The 18,404-nt window shown below is 70.3% G+C and carries 14 protein-coding genes; 3 read left to right on the forward strand and 11 right to left on the reverse strand.

What is annotated here, in order from left to right:
* Positions 1-383: 383 nt before the first annotated feature.
* From AB0I66_RS35985 to AB0I66_RS36020, 8 genes are all read right to left on the reverse strand, one after another.
* A complete protein-coding gene (locus AB0I66_RS35985; RefSeq protein ID WP_363212246.1) occupies positions 384-1,406 on the reverse strand; it encodes a membrane dipeptidase in 1,023 nt (340 codons plus the stop codon).
* A gap of 42 nt (positions 1,407-1,448) precedes the next feature.
* Complete coding sequence (locus AB0I66_RS35990; protein ID WP_363212247.1) at positions 1,449-2,141, reverse strand: ATP-binding cassette domain-containing protein; 693 nt, start codon at positions 2,139-2,141, stop codon at positions 1,449-1,451.
* Positions 2,138-3,958, reverse strand: a complete 1,821-nt coding sequence (locus AB0I66_RS35995) for a dipeptide/oligopeptide/nickel ABC transporter permease/ATP-binding protein (RefSeq protein ID WP_363212249.1) — start codon at positions 3,956-3,958, stop codon at positions 2,138-2,140. Before AB0I66_RS35995 ends, AB0I66_RS35990 begins: the two co-directional genes overlap by 4 nt.
* Positions 3,958-4,953 carry an ABC transporter permease gene (locus AB0I66_RS36000; RefSeq protein ID WP_363212250.1) on the reverse strand — a complete coding sequence of 332 codons (996 nt, stop codon included), beginning with the start codon at positions 4,951-4,953 and terminating at the stop codon, positions 3,958-3,960. Before AB0I66_RS36000 ends, AB0I66_RS35995 begins: the two co-directional genes overlap by 1 nt.
* Positions 4,950-6,533, reverse strand: a complete 1,584-nt coding sequence (locus AB0I66_RS36005; protein WP_363212252.1) for an ABC transporter substrate-binding protein — start codon at positions 6,531-6,533, stop codon at positions 4,950-4,952. Before AB0I66_RS36005 ends, AB0I66_RS36000 begins: the two co-directional genes overlap by 4 nt.
* A 178-nt stretch (positions 6,534-6,711) precedes the next feature.
* Entirely contained in the window at positions 6,712-7,605 is an 894-nt protein-coding gene (locus AB0I66_RS36010) for a serine hydrolase (protein ID WP_363212253.1), read from the reverse strand.
* Complete coding sequence (locus AB0I66_RS36015; protein ID WP_363212254.1) at positions 7,596-8,522, reverse strand: serine hydrolase; 927 nt, start codon at positions 8,520-8,522, stop codon at positions 7,596-7,598. Before AB0I66_RS36015 ends, AB0I66_RS36010 begins: the two co-directional genes overlap by 10 nt.
* A gap of 27 nt (positions 8,523-8,549) precedes the next feature.
* Positions 8,550-9,863: a serine hydrolase gene (locus AB0I66_RS36020; protein WP_363212255.1), complete on the reverse strand. Its 1,314-nt coding sequence runs from the start codon at positions 9,861-9,863 to the stop codon at positions 8,550-8,552.
* Between the two features lie 176 nt (positions 9,864-10,039).
* Here AB0I66_RS36020 and AB0I66_RS36025 point away from each other — a divergent pair, with 176 nt between their 5' ends.
* Positions 10,040-10,627, forward strand: coding sequence for an isochorismatase family protein (locus tag AB0I66_RS36025; RefSeq protein WP_363212256.1), 588 nt, complete (start codon positions 10,040-10,042; stop codon positions 10,625-10,627).
* Between the two features lie 14 nt (positions 10,628-10,641).
* On the opposite strand, the gene AB0I66_RS36030 is transcribed toward AB0I66_RS36025, so the two are convergent.
* Together AB0I66_RS36030 and AB0I66_RS36035 are read right to left on the reverse strand one after the other, a co-directional pair.
* Entirely contained in the window at positions 10,642-12,312 is a 1,671-nt protein-coding gene (locus AB0I66_RS36030) for a helix-turn-helix domain-containing protein (protein WP_363212257.1), read from the reverse strand.
* Between the two features lie 85 nt (positions 12,313-12,397).
* Positions 12,398-13,093, reverse strand: a complete 696-nt coding sequence (locus AB0I66_RS36035) for an amino acid racemase (RefSeq protein ID WP_363212376.1) — start codon at positions 13,091-13,093, stop codon at positions 12,398-12,400.
* A gap of 405 nt (positions 13,094-13,498) precedes the next feature.
* Between AB0I66_RS36035 and dnaE the strand changes: the two genes are divergently transcribed.
* Positions 13,499-16,966, forward strand: coding sequence for a DNA polymerase III subunit alpha (dnaE, locus tag AB0I66_RS36040; protein ID WP_363212258.1), 3,468 nt, complete (start codon positions 13,499-13,501; stop codon positions 16,964-16,966).
* Between the two features lie 211 nt (positions 16,967-17,177).
* Positions 17,178-17,528, forward strand: a complete 351-nt coding sequence (locus tag AB0I66_RS36045) for an ANTAR domain-containing protein (RefSeq protein WP_363212259.1) — start codon at positions 17,178-17,180, stop codon at positions 17,526-17,528.
* Positions 17,529-17,877: 349 nt separating this feature from the next.
* Here the strand turns inward: AB0I66_RS36045 and AB0I66_RS36050 are convergent, their stop codons facing one another.
* On the reverse strand, positions 17,878-18,345 hold the full coding sequence (locus AB0I66_RS36050) for a MarR family winged helix-turn-helix transcriptional regulator (RefSeq protein WP_363212260.1): 468 nt from the start codon (positions 18,343-18,345) through the stop codon (positions 17,878-17,880).
* Between the last annotated feature and the right edge of the window lie 59 nt (positions 18,346-18,404).

Consider the following 18,404-nt stretch of genomic DNA (forward strand, 5'->3'; position numbering starts at 1 on the left):
TCCGGCAGCGCCGACAGCCATCTTGCCAAGATCTTGCGGACCAGGAATGCGCTCAAGGCACCAGTTCGTCGCCATCGCGGATACGAGTTCCTGCCCGCCGCTTTGGACGATGGTTGACCGCCGGGGCGTAAGCAGCGGGCAGGTGGTGTGAGGCCGGCCGACGCCCTGTGGGCGCGGGCTTGGCCGCATGTCGTGCGCTCGCCGGGACCGTTGTGGTCGACGGGGCCGGTGCCGCAGACTTAAGCGAAGTACCTCTACGCGGTGGGGTGGTTGAAGTATCGCGGAGTGGTCGGTGAATCAGTTGGTGACAGATCATGAAGGTTGCCGGGCCGATTCGTCCCGAGGACCGAATATCAGGCGGCTCGCAAGCCCGGCGCTTGAGGTCAGCCCAGGTGCGTGCTCAGGAGGCGGCGGGTGTTTGCGCCGAGGATCTTGGCGGTGTCGTCGTCGGTGAAGCCCCGTCGCACGAGGGCGTCGGTGACCAGCGGCATGCCGGAGGGGCCCTCCAGGCCGGGGAAGTCGAACATCGGGTCCTCCTCGTCCAGGCTCTCGCAGCAAGGCGGGGTGACATCGGCCGCGACCTCGCGGACGAAGTCCGAGCCGAGACCGACATGGTCGATGCCGGCCACCTGGATGACGTGCTCGATGTGATCGACGATCCGGTCGGCGCTCACCTTGTCCTGGGTGTCGGTGAGGAAGTCCGGGATGAAGTTCACGCACACCACGCCGCCCGTGGCGGCCACACCGCGGATCTGGTCGTCTGTGAGGTTGCGGTGGTGGTCGCGCAGGGCGCGCGCGTTGGAGTGGGTGGCGATCAGCGGCCGGGTGGCCGTCTCCAGGACGTGGGCGACACCGCTCGCACTCAGGTGGGAGATGTCGAAGAGGATGCCCAGACGTTCCATCTCCCGCAGGGCTTCGATGCCGGGGGCCGTCAGCCGGCTGCCGGTGGCGTCCTCGCGGCTGCCGTCGGCCAGGGGTGTGCGCCCCCAGTGGGCGATGGAGGCGATGCGCACGCCGAGCCGGTGCAGGGTGGCGAAGAGTTCGACGGAGGCGTCGATGCCGGGTGCGCTCTCCAGCGCGAGAACGAGGGCGATCCTGTCCTGGGCGAGGGCTGCGTCGATGTCGGTGCCGTTGCGGCACAGGGCCACGGCGTCGGCGTTGGCCTCGGCCAGGGTGTGCGCGCATTCGATCATGCGGAGCGTTTGGCGCAGCGCGCCTTCGGGCCGGTAGGGGTCGTCGATGAACACCGGCAGGACCTGGATGTCGATGCCGCCCGCACGCAGTTGGGGAAGCCAGCGTTCACGGAAGAAGCCGCCCCAGCGCTTGGGCGGGCGGGCGGTGACGGCCATCAGGAGGTCGTTGTGGGCGTCGGCGACGACGGCGCGACGGTGCAGGTCCACGGACATGGCGAGAGTTTCCTTCGCGAGAGGGCGGGCGGTCGGCCGGAGTCAGGCGTGGGTGAGGCGCGGAACCGCGTCGAGCAGGGCCCGGGTGTAGGGGTGCTGTGGCGTGCCGATCACCTCGTCGACCGGGCCGGATTCGAGCAGCCGGCCGTGGCGCATGACAGCGACGGAGTCGCACACGTAGCGCACGACGGCGAGGTTGTGGGAGATGAACAGCATCGTCAGGCCGAGTTCGGTGCGCAGGTCGCGCATCAGGTTGAGCACCGCGCCCTGCACCGAGACGTCGAGGGCGGAGGTGATCTCGTCAGCGATGAGGACCTCGGGCCGGGCCGCCAACGCCCGCGCGATGGCGACGCGTTGACGCTGTCCGCCGGAGAGTTCGCGCGGGTGCTTGGCGGCGTACGAGGCGGGCAGGGAGACGAGTTCGAGGAGCCGTGCGATCTCGGCCGGCCGCTGACCGCGCGTCGCGCGGACGCCCTCGGAGATGGCGTCGCCGATGCTCATGCGCGGGTTGAGGGAGGAGTAGGGGTCCTGGAAGACCATCTGGACGCGGCCGCGGGCGATGCCGGAGATCGTGCCTTCGTACGGGGTGAGGCCGGCGGCGGCGCGGGCGAGGGTCGACTTGCCCGAGCCCGACTCGCCGACCAGGCCGGTGACTTCGCCCTTGGCCAGGTTCAGGCTGACGTCGTGCACGGCGGTGAAGGAGCCGAACCGTACGCTCACGTTGCTGATGTTCACGGTGCCTCCCAGCAGGCCACCGCGTGTCCGTCGGCGGTGGTGCGGAGTTCGGGTCGGGTCGTCGTACACCGGTCGTTGGCGAGGGCGCAGCGGTCGGCGAAGGCGCAGCCGTCGGTGACGTCGCCGGGGGCGGGCTGGCGGCCGGGGATGGTGGCCAGTGGCCGGGAGCGGTCGGTGTCCATGTCGGGGAGCGAGCCGATCAGTGCCCGGGTGTAGGGGTGGCGGGCCTGGTGCAGGGTGTCGGCCGGGAGTTCCTCCACGATGCGCCCGGCGTACATGACGGCGATCCGGTCGCACAGTTCGCTGACGACGGCGATGTCGTGGGAGATGAACAGCGCGCCGGCGCGGGTGTCGTCGACGACTTCACGCAGCACCTTGATGACCTCGCGTTGGACGGTCACGTCGAGGGCGGTGGTGGGTTCGTCGGCGATGATCAGGCGCGGGGTGCCCATCAACCCCATGGCGATGACCGCGCGTTGGCGCATGCCGCCGGACAGCTCGTGCGAGTACTGACGCAGGACCTGCGCGGGCTCCTTGATGTGCACGCGGGCGAGCCGCTCGGTGGCGCGGGTGCGAGCCTCGGTGCGGGTAGCGCCGTCGTGCAGGGTGGCGACCTCGGCGAGCTGGCCGCCCACCCGCAGGGCGGGGTTGAGGGAGGATGTGGGGTCTTGGAAGACCATGGCCAGCGAGGTGCCGAGCAGCTTGCGGCGTTCGGCGGCCGCCAGTGCGTCGAGGTCTGTGCCGCACAGCCGTGTGCGGGCGCTGCCGGTCAGGCCCGGGTAGGGCACGATGTGTCCGATCGCCGCGGCGGTCATGCTCTTGCCGCTGCCCGACTCGCCGACCAGGCCGACGATCTCCTTCTCGCGCACGGTCAGCGACACCTGACGCACGGGGGTGACGTCGCCGGGGAAGGCGACGGTCAGATCGCGTACCTCCAGGACCGCATCGCTTGCGGGGGCGTCCTCGGCGGGGCTGACGACGGGAGCGAGGTGTGTCCTCACCGGGTCTGCGGCACCGGCGGCGGCCTTGGCGAAGGAATCGCCAAGGAGCATGAAACCGAGGCCCGCGAGGGCGACGGCGGTGGCAGGTGCGACGACGACGGAGGGGGTGATGTAGACGTGCCCGAAGGCTTCGTTGAGCAGGCGCCCCCAGTCGTACGAGGGTGCCTGGACGCCCATGCCGAGGAAGGACATCGCGGACAGGCCCAGCAGGGCGGAGCCCATCGCCTGGGCGGTGTTGAGGATCAGGGGTTCGGCGATGTTGGGCAGGATGTGCCGGGTCAGGATGCGGCGGCGTGGCACCTGGAGCATGCGGGCGGCGGCGATGTAGTCGGCGCCCGTGAGGGAGGCGGTCAGGGTGTGGGTGAGCCGGGCGAAGGTGGGTGCGAGTGCGACGCCGATGCCCAGGACCGCGCCGCGGGCCCCCAGGCCGGTGACGACGGCGGTGAACATCGCGAGCAGTAGGGCGGGGAAGGCGACCAGGATGTCCACCCCTGCGGTGACCACGCGTCCCGCCCAGCGAGGCAGGAGGGCGGGCAGCGTACCCAGAATGATGCCGCTCACGGTGCCGATGAGGGTGGCGAGGAGGGCGAGGCCCAGGGTGAGCCGGGTGGCGACCAGGGTGCGGGCGAGCAGGTCGCGGCCGAGCGCGTCGGTGCCCAACAGGTGTGCCCCCGAGGCTCCTTGATTGATTTGCCCGGGGTCGATGCGGGTCGCGGCCGATTCCCAGATCGGGGGGCCGATGAGGGCGAGCAGCACCATGACGGCGACCAGGACGGCGCCGAGCAGGCTTGCGGGGTTTCTCAGCAGGCGGCGCATCAGCCCTCCCGGCGGGCGGTGGCGGACAGGGCGGACTTCGGGTCGAGGAGGCCGAGCGCGATGTCGACGAGGAAGTTGACGGCCAGGACGAGCGCGCCGTAGACGAGGATCATGGCCTGGGCGACGGGATAGTCCTTCTGCGTGATCGCCTCGACGGTGCGCTGCCCGAGCCCCGGCCAGGCGAAGACGTTCTCGACGAGCACGCTGCCGGTGATCAGCCCGCCGAGGAGCAGTCCGCCCATGGTCAGGGTCGCGGTGAGGGTGTTGGGCAGCAGATGCACCGCGTACATCCGCCCGGTGGGCAGCCGCTTGGCCTGGGCCAGGCGCATGTAGTCGGAGTCCAGTTCACGCTGCGTCTCCACTCGCGCCATGCGCGCGATCATCGCCGCGGGGGCGATGGACAAAGCGGTGACAGGCAGCAGGTATGAGGCCGGCCCGGTCAGCCCGGCGGGCGGCAGCAGCCCCAGGCCGAGCGCGAAGACGAGCAACAGGGCGAGCCCGTAGAGGTATTCGGGGATGGCCACGGCGGCGCCGGTGAGCGTGGTGAACGCGGTGTCGGTGCCGGGCCGTCGCCCTTTGTGGGTGCACACCCCGGCCCACATGCCCAGTGGGATCGCCACCAGCAGGGCGACGAGGGTGGCGAGCACGGCCAGGGCCAGGGTGTTGGGCAAGCCTTGGGCGATGATGTCGCTGACGGGCTGCGAGGAGAAGAACGAGGTGCCCAGGTCGCCGCTGCCCACGTGCTGGACGTAGTGCGAGAACTGCGTGGGCAGCGCGTCGTCCAGGCCGAGCTCCGCCCTTCGGGCATCCACGAGCTGTTTGGGGGCGGTGGGACCGAGCATCTGCCGCAGCGGATCGCCGGGTATCAGGTGGATCATCGCGAACGACGCCATGACGAGGACGGCCAACGAGAGGGTGAGGCGCAGCAGATGGCGGACGAGGAAGCGCAGGTTCAGGCGCCGTGTGCGCCGTGCCGCGGCGGACGTTGAGCTCACTTGTCGGCTCCCGTCATCCGGATCGAGGTGGGGTCGAACAGTCCCGCGTCGATGCGGAACGTGGCGTTGTGTGCGGCGGTCGTCAGGGTCTTGTCGACGACGGGGACGAGGTCACCGCTGTCGAACAGGGCGTTCTCGGCGCGGGCCCACTTCGCGCAGCCCGCTGTGCCGGGGAGTTTGCTCGCCTGCGCGGTGAGGTCCTCGTAGGTTCGGTTGGTCAGGTGGGCGAAGTTGCCGCCGTCGGGGGTGAAGGGGCCGGTCAGTGCCCCCAGCAGCTGCGTGGGCAGTGTGACGCCGAGCGCAACCCAGTCCACGTCCCAGTCCTGGGTGACCGTCTCGACTTCGCCGTAGGAGGCGTCCGACAGAGCCCGCAGGCGTACGTCGGCGCCGGCCTTCGTCCAGGCGTCGGCCAGGTATTCGGCCGCGGCCGCCATCGTCTCGCCGCCCGACGTCGCGTAGATCATGCGCAGGGTGAGCTTCTTGCCGTCCTTGCGGCGCACCCCGTCGCCGGAGCGGTGCCAGCCCGCCGCCTCCAGGGCCTGTGCGGCGGCGCGCGGGCCGTGGGCGGGCAGGTGGCCGGTGACGGTGTCGCCGCGGCAGGGACGTGGCTGTGTCACCAGGCCGGTGGGCTTCTTGCCGGTGCCACCGGTGGCGATCGCTCCCAGATCGTCGAGGTCGACCGCTTGGAGCAGCGCCTTGCGGACGGCCGGGTCGTGGCCGGGGTGCCCCGTGCCTTGATGGAAGAAGAACTCCTGGGTGCCGTTGGGCCGGTTCGTGGTGGTGATGCCGGGGACGTCGGTCACCCGGGCGCGGTCGGGGCCGGCGAACTGTGCGGCGTTCAGCTGGTGGGAGAGGAGCAGGTTGGCCGCGGTCGACTCGCTGCCGACGACCTTGAGGACAACCGAGTCGGGCATGGCCGGGTCGGATGCCGTGGCGCCGCCGGGACCCCACACGTAGCCGGTGCGCCGGGTGTAGGTGTAGCTCTGGTTCGGGCGAGCGGATGTGAGCTGGAAGGGCCCCGATCCGGAGGTTCCGTTCTTGACCAGGGAGCGGTCCTTGAGACCCTTGCCGCAGACCATGAACAGATAGCGGGTGCTTTGCAGGATGAACGCGAACGGCTTGGGGGTGGACAGCGTCACCGTGCTCGCGCTGTCGTCGGCCTTCGCGGTCAGGCCCTCGGGAACCACGACACCGTAGGCCGGCGACTTGGTGGCCGGATCGGTGATGTGCTCCACGTTCGCCGCGATCGTGCTCGCCGTCACCGGGCTGCCGTCTGCGCAGGTGACACCGCGCCGCAGGGTGAAGGTGACCGAGGAGGGCCTGACGTCCCATTTCTTGGCCAGGCCCGAGACGACGCGGCCGTCGGAGCCGATGTTCACCAGGGTGTCGTAGGCCAGTGACAGCGCGGTGTAGGTAGCGGTGTTCTGCACCTGGGCCGGATCGAGCAGACCGGGATCGCTCTTGATCGCGAAACTGAAGGCGTCACCCCCGGCCGATCCGGCCTGATCGCTGCCGCTGCCGCAGCCGGCCACCAGCAGCGACGCCGCGAGACACGCGGCCATCGCTCGGGCTTTGTTCATTCGAACTCCCTTGGGGCGGAAAGGTGGCCCCACATTCGCGGCTGCTGGCCGGAATTGATTCAGACGGGACGACGAAAGCGACGAGACGCTTTCGGATCACGGCCCCAAGGGGCGGGACACGAACGCCCCGGACCGTGTTCCCGGTCCGGGGCGGCAGGCGTTCCGATGGCGTCAGCGGTTAGCTGCGTAGATGGTCGATCACGGCCCGGGCGGTGCGGCCGATCGCGCGGTCGGCGCGTGGCTGCCGGTCGGTCGGGCGCTTGGAACGCAGGAACACGCCGACGGCATAGCGCTTGCCGTCCGGGTACTGGACGACACCGGCCTCGTTACGGATCGCGAAGTCCGTGCCCGTCTTCCCGGCGATGCGTACTCCGTTCTCGGGGAAACCGGACACGAGCCGGTGCTGCCACACCTGCCGGCTCATGAGGTCGCGGACCTCTGCGCACGCCGGGTCCGGCCCTGCCTCGTCCCGCCAGATCCCGGCCAGCAGCGCGGTCACCTCGCGTGGAGTGCTGGACGGGCTGCGCGCCGGGTCGTTCACACCGAGCGCCATCAGACGCTCGGCGGAGACACCGGCCAGCTGGGCGTCGATGGACGAGCCGGGGGCGAGGCCGAGTTCACGTCGGATGTCATCGTCCAGGGCACGGCAGGAAGACACCCCGAACTCCGGGCACCCGAGCCCGTCAAGGAGCGCGCGCACCCGGTCCGTCCCGACGATGTCCAACAGCAGGTCGGTCGCGGCGTTGTCACTGATCGTCATCATCATGAAGGCCAGGTCACGGATGCTCATGTCGACGTCGTACGCGCAGCCGCCGGTGGCGCTGCCACCGGTCCGATAGACGGCCGCAACGGTGTGCCGCGCTGCTGGGTCCAACAGTCCCGCGGCCGCCTGGCGGGCGTACTCCAGGGCGATGGGGATCTTGAAGACGGAGGCGAGCACGACCCGGTCGTCTGCGCGCCGGCCGAACTCGACGCCGGTGTCGATGTCGCGGACGTGGACGAACCCCTCCACGTCCGCGTCGTCGAAGATGTCCTCGAGCACGGCGTCGACGCGCTGGGCGGCTAGGGGCATGTCGTCTCCCGGGAAGGTGCGGCGGGCTGGGCGCGGCGTAGTGCGTCCACGGCGATCCGGGCCGCGCGGGCGATGGCCGTGTCGGCGGCGGGGTGGCGGCCGCCGAGCTGAGAGGTGCGCAGCAGGACGGCGACGGCATAGCGGCCGCCGTTGGGGTACTCGACGACGCCGGCTTCGTTGAGGATTCCCCATAGGGAGCCGTTCTTCGCCGCGACCTGGATGCCGTCCTCGAAACCGGCGATCAGCCGGTGCGTGGAGAGTTGGTGGCTCATCAACTCCCGTACTTCGGCGCAGGCTTCGGGCGTGCCAGCCTCGTCGCGCCAGATCGCGGTGAGCAGGGAGGTCAACTCGCGGGGGGTGCTGGAGGCGGAGCGGCGCGGGTCGAGCATCGCCAGGCCCCTGATCCGCTCCTCGTCGACCGCGTCGAGCTGGGCGTCGATGTCACCGTCCGCGTCCAGGCCCAGTTCTTCCCAGACCGGGTCCCACAGGTCCCGGTAGCGGCCGACAGGAATCCGAGGACAGCCCGTCTCGACGGCCACGGTACGCACGTACTCGGTGCCGAGGATCTCCATGAGTTTGTCGGTGGCCGCGTTGTCGCTCATCGAGAGCATGAAGAATGCCAGGTCGCGGATGCTCATCGTGACGTCGTGCAGACAGCTGTCGGTGCCGATGCCGCCGCCTTCACGGTTGTCGGCGGTGATGGTGTGCCGCGCCGCCCGGTCCAGCTGTCCGGCCGCTGCGCGGCGGGCGTAGGCGAGAGCGACCGGAATCTTGCGGAGCGAGGCGACGATGACCGGTTCGTCGGCCCGCAGGGTGACCTCGTGGCCGTGGTCGATGTCGCGGGCGTGGACGAAACCGGTCACGCCGGCCTCGGCGAAGACCTGCTCCAAGGCGTCGGTGACGGGAGGTGAAGACATGGCAGAGCTCCGATCGATGGCGCGGCGTCAGCGGGTCTTGGGGGTGGCACGGCCGCTGTAGTGCACATACGACGGGCCATCGGAGCGGACCTCGAAAACCACTGTCTCCCCCGACGCGCCCCCCTCGCCGAGACTGACGAAGGTGGTGGCGTCGACCGCGGTGAGTTCCAGCGTCCGCGGCTGGGCGAGGCCCGCCAGGATTCCGGTCGGCTTGGTGCGCATCCGCAGCCCGCCCTGGTGGGAGGTGATCTCGATGGTGCTGCCCGCCCGTTCATAGGTGCCGGTGAACGCCTCCACGTCCACGTGCACGGGGACCTCGGGCGGCGTCGGCGGGGCGGGTACGCGCATCGCGTGCAGTTCGGCCAGGAGTTCACTGATGAGACGGTGCTGAAACTCGGCGCTGTGGCCGCCGTTGATCAGGACCGCGACGACGGTCTCCAGACCGGGCAGGACCCACAGCGCGGCGTGCTGGCCGATGGTGTCCCCGGTGTGGGAGGCGACCGGCTGTCCGTCCCACTCGTCCAGGCACCAGCCGATGCCCCACTGCCGCCCGCCGTCATGAGGGTTGGGCAGGTCGACCTGGGGTTCGCGCATCGCGGCTGGTTCGGCGAGCAGGGCGCCGGGGGTGAGGTGGGCGCGGCCGAAGGCGACCACGTCCGCGGCCGTGGCACAGATGAGTCCGGCGGGGCCGATTGCCCGCGGTAGTCCCCAGGCGGGCGCGAGAGCGCCGTCGTCGCCGTGGCCCATGGCGGCGCCGAATCGCAGCACGTCCTCCGGCAGTGTCCAGGTGTGTGCCAGCTTCAGGGGCTCACAGATCTGCTCGCGCAGTGCCTGGTCCCAGACCCGGCCGGTGAGCTGTTCGACCATCCGGCCGGCTATCACGAAGCCGGAGTTGCAGTACGAGTGCGCGTCCCCGACCGGGAAGGTCTGCTCCAGATCGGCGCAGGCCCGGACGTAGCGCTCCAGGCAGTCGTCCCCGCGGCCGGTATCCATGAAAAGGTCGCCGTCGATGCCGGAGGTGTGGGTGAGCAGATGCCGCAGGGTGATCGCGTCGGTCGCCTGCCGCCGGCCGACCCGGAAGGCGGGCAGTACGTCGACGACCCGGGTGTCCAACGTGATGCGGCCTTGCTCGGCCAGCAGCATCAGCTGGGTCGCGGTCCACACCTTGGTGATCGAACCGATCTGGAACAGTGAATCGGTTCGCACGGCGGCGCCGGTGGCGGTGTTGAGCACACCGGTGGCGTACGCGTGCAGCTCACCGCCGGACCAGAACGCCAGGCTCGCGCCCGGGACTCGGGACTCGGCGGCCAGCGCCGTAAGACGGCTCGCCCAGTGCTCCATCAGCCTTCACCTCAGCAGTATGTGCGGGAACTGGGTCCGCAGCGTAACCAGGGCAGGGCCGGGCGCGGTTGGTCGCGAGACACGAACCAGCAGGTCACAGCTCGTACGTAGGGACGACTTCCGGGGCGGGTGCTGCTCCTAGGCTGGCCTGACCCTGGAGCTGATGAGGAGACAAGATGCCCCTGCTCGACCGCGACGACTGCGCACTGGTGATCATCGATGTGCAGAGCGACTTCTACCCGGCCACCCGGCTCGACGTGGACCGGCAGAAGTTCCACGACATGGTGCGGCGCATCGCCTGGCTCACACAGGTCGCCGACCGCCTGGACATCCCGGTCGTGGTGACCGAGGAGGATCCCACCGCCAGCGGGCGCACCGTGCAGGGGATCCGCGACGTGCTGCCGACCAAGGCGGTCACCCTGCCCAAGAACGCCTTCGCCGTGTGGGACAACCCCGACATCGCCGCCGCCATCGAAGCCACCGGCCGCACCACGATGGTCCTGGCCGGGATCGAGACCGACATCTGTGTCGCCCACTCCGCGATCCAACTGCACGACGCGGGCAAGCGCGTGGCGGTCGTGGACGACGCCGCCTACTCGCCCGGCCCGGCGCACGAGCGGGGGCTGCGGCGCCTGGCCGGACGGGGCATCGAGACGCTCTCCACCAAGGAGGTGTTCTACGACTGGGTACGCACCATCAAAGACGCCGACGCCTTCCACGACAGCCACGACGAACTGACCGTCCCCCCGGGCGTCCGTCTCTGAACCAGCGACACCGTTCAGGCGCCCGGCGCGGCGGGGCTCACGCCCTCGGGCCGGGCCCCGCCGCTGTCGTCGTCCATCAGTCGCAGCTGGAGCATCGCGGCGAACCGCGCTGAGGAGTCCTGCAGATCGATCTGCCCCACCTCGGCCACCCGGCGGATGCGGTAGCGGAAGGTGTTGGGGTGCACGAAGACGCTGGCGGAGGCGCCGATGACGTCGCCAAAGGCATCCAGCCAGGCGCGCAGGGTCTCCAGCAGGTGGGCGTTGTGCTTGGCGTCGTAGGCGGCGAGCCGGGCGAGCGGTCCGGACAGCTCGTCGCGGTTGCTGATCGCCAGATCCCGCATCTCCAGCAGCAGGGCGTCGACATACACGTCGGAGATCGCCGCGGCCCGCTCGCAGCTTCGGCCGCTGGACAACACCCGCAGCGCCCGGTCGGCATCGACCCGGGAACGGGCGAGCGCGGCCGGCTCCGAGGCCACCGACCCGATGCCGATGACGGCGCCCGCCTTCTCGCCGGTGCGCTGCAGGAAGTTCGAGGCGACCTGCAGGGCGCGCTCGCGGGCCCTGGCCGTATCGGCCGGCACCGGGAACAGTGCATACGCCACGTCTCCCAGCAGGGCCACGGCGGAGCGCGGCTGCACGGCACTGAGGTGCATGGCCAGGGCCGCGGCCAGGCGCTGGTGCTCGGCGGTGACCAAGGCGTGGTCCGTGCCGCGGCCGGGCGGCAGGCCCAGCGTCATGACGAGGGTGGGTTCGTCGACCAGGCCCAGACGGCCGAGCGCGGCGATCGCCCCGGCGCCGCCCTCCAGCGCGGTCGCCACCAGATCGGCACGCAGCCGGTACTCGGCGTCGGTGCCGGCCCGAAACCGCAACATGTGCAGGGCGACGAGCTGGGCCGCCTCCACCAGGGCCGCCTCCCGCGCGGGAGTCAGCGGCGTGCGCAGCGCCGCCCACACCGAGCCGAGAAATTCGTCTCCGGCCCGCACCGCCACCGCGACCCGCGGCAGCGCCACCTCATCCCCCAAGGTCGGCGCCGGCACGTGCACCAGCCCCTTGCTGCGGTACAGCTCCTTGAACACGCCGTGCTCCTCGTGCAGGCGCAGATAGCGTTCGGGTACCTGTCGGGCCAGGATGCTCTCCACCCGGGGAGCATCGGCCGCGTCCTGCCCGCCGGAGAACGCGAGGATCCTGGAGCGCCCGTCCTCGATCGTGACGGGGGCGTCCAGCAGCGTGGCAATCGCGTTGGCAAGGGCGAACAGATCACCGGACGGTACCCCGCCCAGGGTGTTCTCCTCGGCCTCACCGACGTCCCCCTCGAACAGCAAGGTACGCAGCATGGCCGCCAGCTGGGCCCAAGAAGCCCCGGGCGTCAGGGCAAGAAGTGCCACACCTGACTCGGCCACCGCCTCCTCGAGACCGGTCCGGTCCTGAACCGGGCCCCTGACCACGAGGGCAGCGGCCTCATGGTTCCGCAGGCCATACAGGAGCTCGGCGATGTCCTCCGCCTCACGGACACCGGCGCCGAGCACGATCGCGTGCGGCGGATAGTGCTGCTCGTCGTACGGATCATGGATGCCGACGCCGCCGATCTCGACGGCCCGCTCGATGTCGCCGTGGAGCAGGTCCAGGAGCGTGGAGCCGAGATCCTCGAGCACCCGGCTCAGGCTCCTGGCGGGATGCGTCGACATGTGCCTGATCATCTCCGCAGAGTAAGACAGGAAAAGCCCTGAGCATTGGTAGCTGCAGACGAGAATAGGTCAGTTGATCGGTGCTTCAGGACGAAGGCCGGGTGGGGCTCCACAGCCTCGACACCGCGCAATCGACCAGTGCGTCGGTGGAGTCCACCACCGGCACGACGCGCGCGGCCAACCCACTGATCAGCGGGATCTCCGTACAGGCGGCGATGACGACCTGGGCACCCTGCTCCGTGAGTGCCTCGGCCGCCGTGGCGATGCGCCGCTGGGCCTCGGTGAGGCCGGTACCCGCCTTGACCGCGCGGATCGCTGGATCGACGTACGCGGCCTGGAGACGGTCGGAAACCTGCAGCACGTCGATCCCGAGACGGGCCCCCGCGCGCTCGTAGAGACCGGCCCGGCGTGTCCCCTGCGTTGCCAGGATGCCCACCCGCTGTGTGCCGGGTACCGCGTCCGCCGCGGTCCGCAGCGCCGCGTGAATCATGTCGAGGACCTCGATGCCTGCGGCCTTCGACACCTGCTCGGCATAGGCGTGCGCCGTGTTGCACGGGATGGCGATGCACCGTGCTCCCGCTTGCTTCAGCCAACGCGCTCCCGTGACGAGGGCCGGCACGGGCGAGGGGCCTTGTCCCAGCAGCGCGGCGGTCCGGTCCGGGACCGCCGGATCGGACCACATCAATACGGGCAGATGCCCCTGATCGGAATCGGCCGGGGTCCGCGCGACGAGCCTGCGGTAGAACTCGGCCGTTGCCAGCGGACCCATCCCTCCGAGCACGCCCAGCGCAGGGCGAGGTTCTGTGGGTGCGAGCGGTGGCTGGAACAAGGCAAGTCGCAAGGTAGGCGGCCTTTCAGACTCGGCGTCGGATGAGGAGATCCTGGCCCGCGCCCACGCGCAAGAACTCGTCCCACAGGCCAAAACCGCCGGTCCGAATTGGGGCGCCTGTCCGGAGTGCGCAACCAACGTTGGGCTTGGGAAGTGTGCCGCTGGTGACCGGCCCGGCATAGCCGCTCAGAGGTGACGGATAGCTTGCCGATCTGCCAGATGGAACGCGCAGTCACACCCGTCGGCGACGGCGAGGACAGGGAGGAGCAACTCGCCGTGTTCGATTTTTGTTCGATACATTGATGACAGATCGAGCCATCTGGCTTGAACGATGTCTCGTGGATCGGAGGTGGGAGCGTGCACGCCTCGCCGCCGTTCTCCCACCTTCACGTCGCCTCGGGCTACTCCCCCCGTTACGGTGCCTCGCTCCCCCACGCTCTGGTGCGTCGGGCGGCCGAGCGCGGTATCGGGGCGCTGGCGCTGACCGACCGCGACACCGTGGCCGGGACGGTCCGCTTCGCCAAAGCCGCGGACGCCTTCGGGGTCCGTCCCCTGTTCGGCGTCGATCTTGGCGTCGCGCCTGTCTCCGTGGCGGAGCCCGGGGCCGGGCGGCGGCGCGTACCGGTGCGTGGGGGCGCGCATGTGGTGGAGGCACGCTGGCGGGTGACGTTGCTGGCGCAGGATGTGGGTGGCTGGGCGCGGCTGTGCCGGATCGTGTCGGCCGCGCACGCCTCAGCCGTGGGCGGGGTGCCTCTCGCGCCGTGGCCGGTACTGGAGGAGTACCTGGGTGATGGTCTGGTGGTGCTGCTTGGCCCTTCCTCACAGCCCGCCGCGGCGTTGATGGCCGGACGGCCGGACCGGGCCGAGCAGCTCCTTGCTCCGTGGCGCGTGATCGCGGGGCCGGGGCTGCGGCTGGAGGCGGTCGACCTGGGCCGCAGCGGCACCGGCGCGGGCTCGCTGCGGCTGGCGGCGCGCACCGTGCAGCTGGGCGACGAGCTGGGCGTGCCGGTCGTGGTCTCCGGTGCGGTCCGCTACGCCGACCCGGCCCAGCACCGGCTCGCGGACGTACTGGATGCGGCCCGGTTGCTGCGGCCGATCGACAGGCGCCGCTTGGACGGCGGGGGGCGGTGGCTCAAAGGGCCCGGCGAGATGAGCGAGGCAGCCGCGCGGATCACTGCGGCGGCCGGGCACGGCAGCGAGCGGGCGGCCGCGCTGCTCGCCGAGACCGAGGCGGCCGCCGCCTCCTGCACCCTGACCGCAACCGGCCTGGGAATGGGCCGCGCGCACTTCCCTGAACCCCACGTGGTGGGAGCCGACCGCTCGCGCGGCGGGCCGATGCGGCTGCTGCGCCGACGCTGCGAGGCCGGCATGCTCGCCCGCGGCCTGGACGAGGACGCGATCGCGCTGCGCCAGCTGGACCACGAGCTCGATGTCATCGGCCGGCTCGGCTTCGAGGGCTACTTCCTGGCCGTCGCCCAAGTCGTCGCGGATGTGCGGGCCATGGGCGTGCGGGTCGCCGCCCGGGGCTCCGGCGCCGGGTCCATGGTCAATCACGCGTTGTTCGTCGCCACCGCCAACCCGCTCGAACACCGGCTGCTGTTCGAACGTTTCTTGTCGCAGCGGCGCACCTCGCTGCCCGACATCGACCTGGACGTGGAGTCCGCGCGGCGCCTGGAGGTCTACGACAAGATCTTCGAAAGATTCGGGCGGGAGCGGGTCGCGGTGACCGGCATGCCCGAGACCTACCGCGCCCGCCACGCCCTGCGCGACACCGGCCTCGCGCTGGGCATCGCCCCGCAGACCGTGGACGAGATCGCAAAATCGTTTCCGCACATCCGGGCCTGCGACATCCGCTCCGCACTCGCCGAACTGCCCGAGCTACGCCGACTCAGCGCCCGGAAAGAAGAGTTCGGGCAGCTCTTCGAAGTCGCCGAGGGCCTGGACGCGCTGGTGCGCGGCTACGCCATGCATCCGTGCGGCGTGATCCTGTCCAACGCCGCCTTGCTGGACCGGCTGCCGGTGCAGCCCACCCCGGGCGGCAACTACCCGATGCTGCAGGCCGACAAGGAGGACGTAGAAGACCTGGGCCTGCTCAAGCTGGACGTGCTGGGGGTGCGGATGCAGTCCTCGATGGCGCACGCGGTCACCGAGATCCACCGCACCACCGGCAAGCTCCTGGACCTCGACAACCCCGACCACGTCCCCCTCGACGACGAACCGACATTCGAGATGATCCGCCGCTCGGACACGATCGGCTGCTTTCAGATCGAGTCGCCCGGCCAGATGGACCTGGTGGGCCGGCTGCAGCCCCGGCACATGCAGGACGTCATCGCCGACATCAGCCTCTTTCGCCCCGGACCGGTCAAGGGCGGCATGCCCGCCCGGTTCATCGCCGCTCGCCACGGCGCGGCCCCGCACTATCCGCACCCCGATCTGGAGCCGATCCTGGACGACACGATGGGCGTCGTGATCTGGCATGAGCAGATCATCGCGATCCTCGCGAAGATGACCGGCTGCGACCGCGCCGCCGGAGACGTCGCCCGCCGCGCCCTGGCCAATGCCGAACGGCTGCCTGGTGTGGAGGCGTGGTTCAAGGCGGCGGCCATTCACCGCGGCTACCACCCTCTGGTGGTCGACGAAGTCTGGTCCACGATCCGGGAGTTCGGCGCGTACGGTTTCTGCCGGGCACACGCCGTGGCCTTCGCGGTCCCGGCGGTGCAGTCGGCCTGGCTCAAGGCCCACCACCCGGCTGCCCTGTACGCGGGGCTGCTGGAGCACGATCCGGGCATGTGGCCGATGCGGGTCATCGTCGCCGACGCCCGCCGCCACCAGGTGCCCGTACTGCCCGTGGACATCAGCCGCTCCCACACCGAACACCGGGTGGAAGACACCGCGGGCGGACCGGGTGTGCGCCTGGCGCTGTCCACGGTGAAAGGAATCAGCGAGGCCGAGGCGGCCCGGATCGCCGCCCACCAGCCCTACGTCTCCCTGCAGGACTTCTGGCAGCGGGCCCGGCCCTCACTGCCGATCGCCGAGCGGCTCATCCAGATCGGCGCCCTCGATGCGACCAAGGGCACGCTGACCCGCCGCGACCTGCTGCTGCAGGCCCGCGAGCTGCACCGGCACACCCGCAACCGCGCCACCACCGACGGACAGCTCGCTCTGGGCGGCGAGCTGGTGAGCGCGGAACCCAGCGGGCTGCGCGAGATGAGCAGCCGCGAACGGATGAGCGCCGAACTCGACGTCCTCGCCATCGACGTCTCACAGCACCTGATGGAGCACCATCACCGGCTGCTGCGCGAACTCGGCGCCACCGACGCCGCCCACCTCAAACACCTGCGCCCCGGACAGAAGGTTCTGGTGGCCGGGGTGCGCGCGTCCACCCAGACCCCGCCCATCCCCTCCGGCAAGCGCGTCATCTTCGTGACATTGGAAGACGGGTCGGGGCTGGTGGACCTGGCCTTCTTCGAGGACTCCCACGCGGCATGCGCCCACACCATCTTCCACTCGGGCCTGTTGCTGGTGCAGGGAACGGTGGAGGCGCGCGGTGGACGCCGGACCGTGGTCGGACGGCTCGCATGGGATCTGGAAACCGTCGCAGCCGCCCGCCGGGACCACGGCCCGCAAGCCGCCCTTGACCTCCTGGGGCACACCACACCCGCACCGACCCCCGCCCGCAACGGCGGCCAGAGGTCTGCGGCCCGCACACTCAGCGACGGCACCGCGGGCGCGAAATTGTCCGCATGGTCCGATCTCCAGCCTGCGGGAAGCCGCGCGGCGGACCTGCGCCGCCTGGGCCACCGCTCGCCCGGCTCGGCCGGGTGACCGCCACGACTCTCCCCAGTCCCCAGCCCCGCAACAACCGGCACCCGCGGCCTCCTTCAGCTTTGCTCTGGACCCCACCACCGCCCTGCGCCTCATCGACCACACCGAGGGGGTCGCGCACAAGGCGAAGCAAGCGGACCAGAGTTGCGCTCATCGTGATCAACGGGAACTCTGTGGACAGGGCAACATCCCCAGACCCCGGAGGGCTGCCTTGTCGATTGACGCAAACCGCGTTGAGCGCACTCCCCCATCCGCAGCCGACGAGGCCGAGACGGTCATCGATCTGCAGGACGAGGTCGAGCAGTTGAAACAGGCCGTGTGGTCCCACGCGACGGTCGACCAAGCGATCGGCGTGGTCATCGCGCTGGGACAGCTGACCCCAGACGATGCGTGGACCGTCCTGCGCGAAGTCTCGATGCGCACCAACATCAAACTGCGTGACGTCTCCCAACAGATCGTCACGTGGGGACGCACAGGTCAGCTCGCCGACCAGCTCCGCAGCGAGCTGGAGCGCCAACTCGACCACCAGCGGTCCCACAGCATGCCAACGGACGACGAGTGACCCTCAGCCGTGCCGGGCACAGCCGGGCACAGTGCGTCAAGGTGAGCCCACCACGTGAAACGTGACTAGCGCAGAGCGGGAAGGAGGCCTGCGCCGGGCCAGAAGGCGCGCCCGGCGTGAGTCGCCTGCAGGGGTCACGACCATGGCCCGGCAGGCCAGTTGAGGCGACCGCCCCGCCGTGGACGGAATCGTGGCAGCAGCCTGTCGGCCCTCGGCGTCATTGATTTCCCGCACCGACGTGATCGCTTCGCGAGCCGTCCGGCAGCTGACTGCGCACCGCCACCGCGGAATGACCGGGCCTCACCACAGCGCGTTCCACGCCATGATGCAGTGCCCGGACACCGCTCGTTCAGTCGCGGTCGGCCACTTGCTTCCTGGACCACGCGGTGGCGTCGGCTCCGTATCGAGCCAAGAGGCGTGCGAACTGGATCCGTTCCTCCGGTGACCAAGCGGCGGTGATCTCCTCGAACGCTCTGCGCTGTTCGGCGGCGAAGCGGTTGCGTTCGGCCTCGCCGTGTTCGGTGAGTTCGAGCACGGTACGGCGTCCGTCGGACTGGGACGCCGCCCGACGCAGCAGTCCATCCGCGATGCAGGCGGCGACGGTCCGGCTGGCCACCGGCTGGGCGACGCCCATCTCGGCAGCAAGGCCACCGACGGTCGTCTCGCCCGGCGCATCGGCGATCACGTTGAGCACGAGGTTGCGGGACAGGTCCTTGCTCGATGCCGGCGCACGGCGGCGCAAACGTGACAGCGCCGGCCCGATCTGGTCCAGCGCCAGGTCGTCGGAAGACTGCTCGGAGAAGAACGCGCTGCTCATGTGACCGATTCTAGGCCCGGCCGACACATTTGCATACCACCTGACAATTGCATAGCGTT

It is taken from the genome of Streptomyces sp. NPDC050439, assembly GCF_040655335.1.
Classification (GTDB): Bacteria; Actinomycetota; Actinomycetes; order Streptomycetales; family Streptomycetaceae; genus Streptomyces.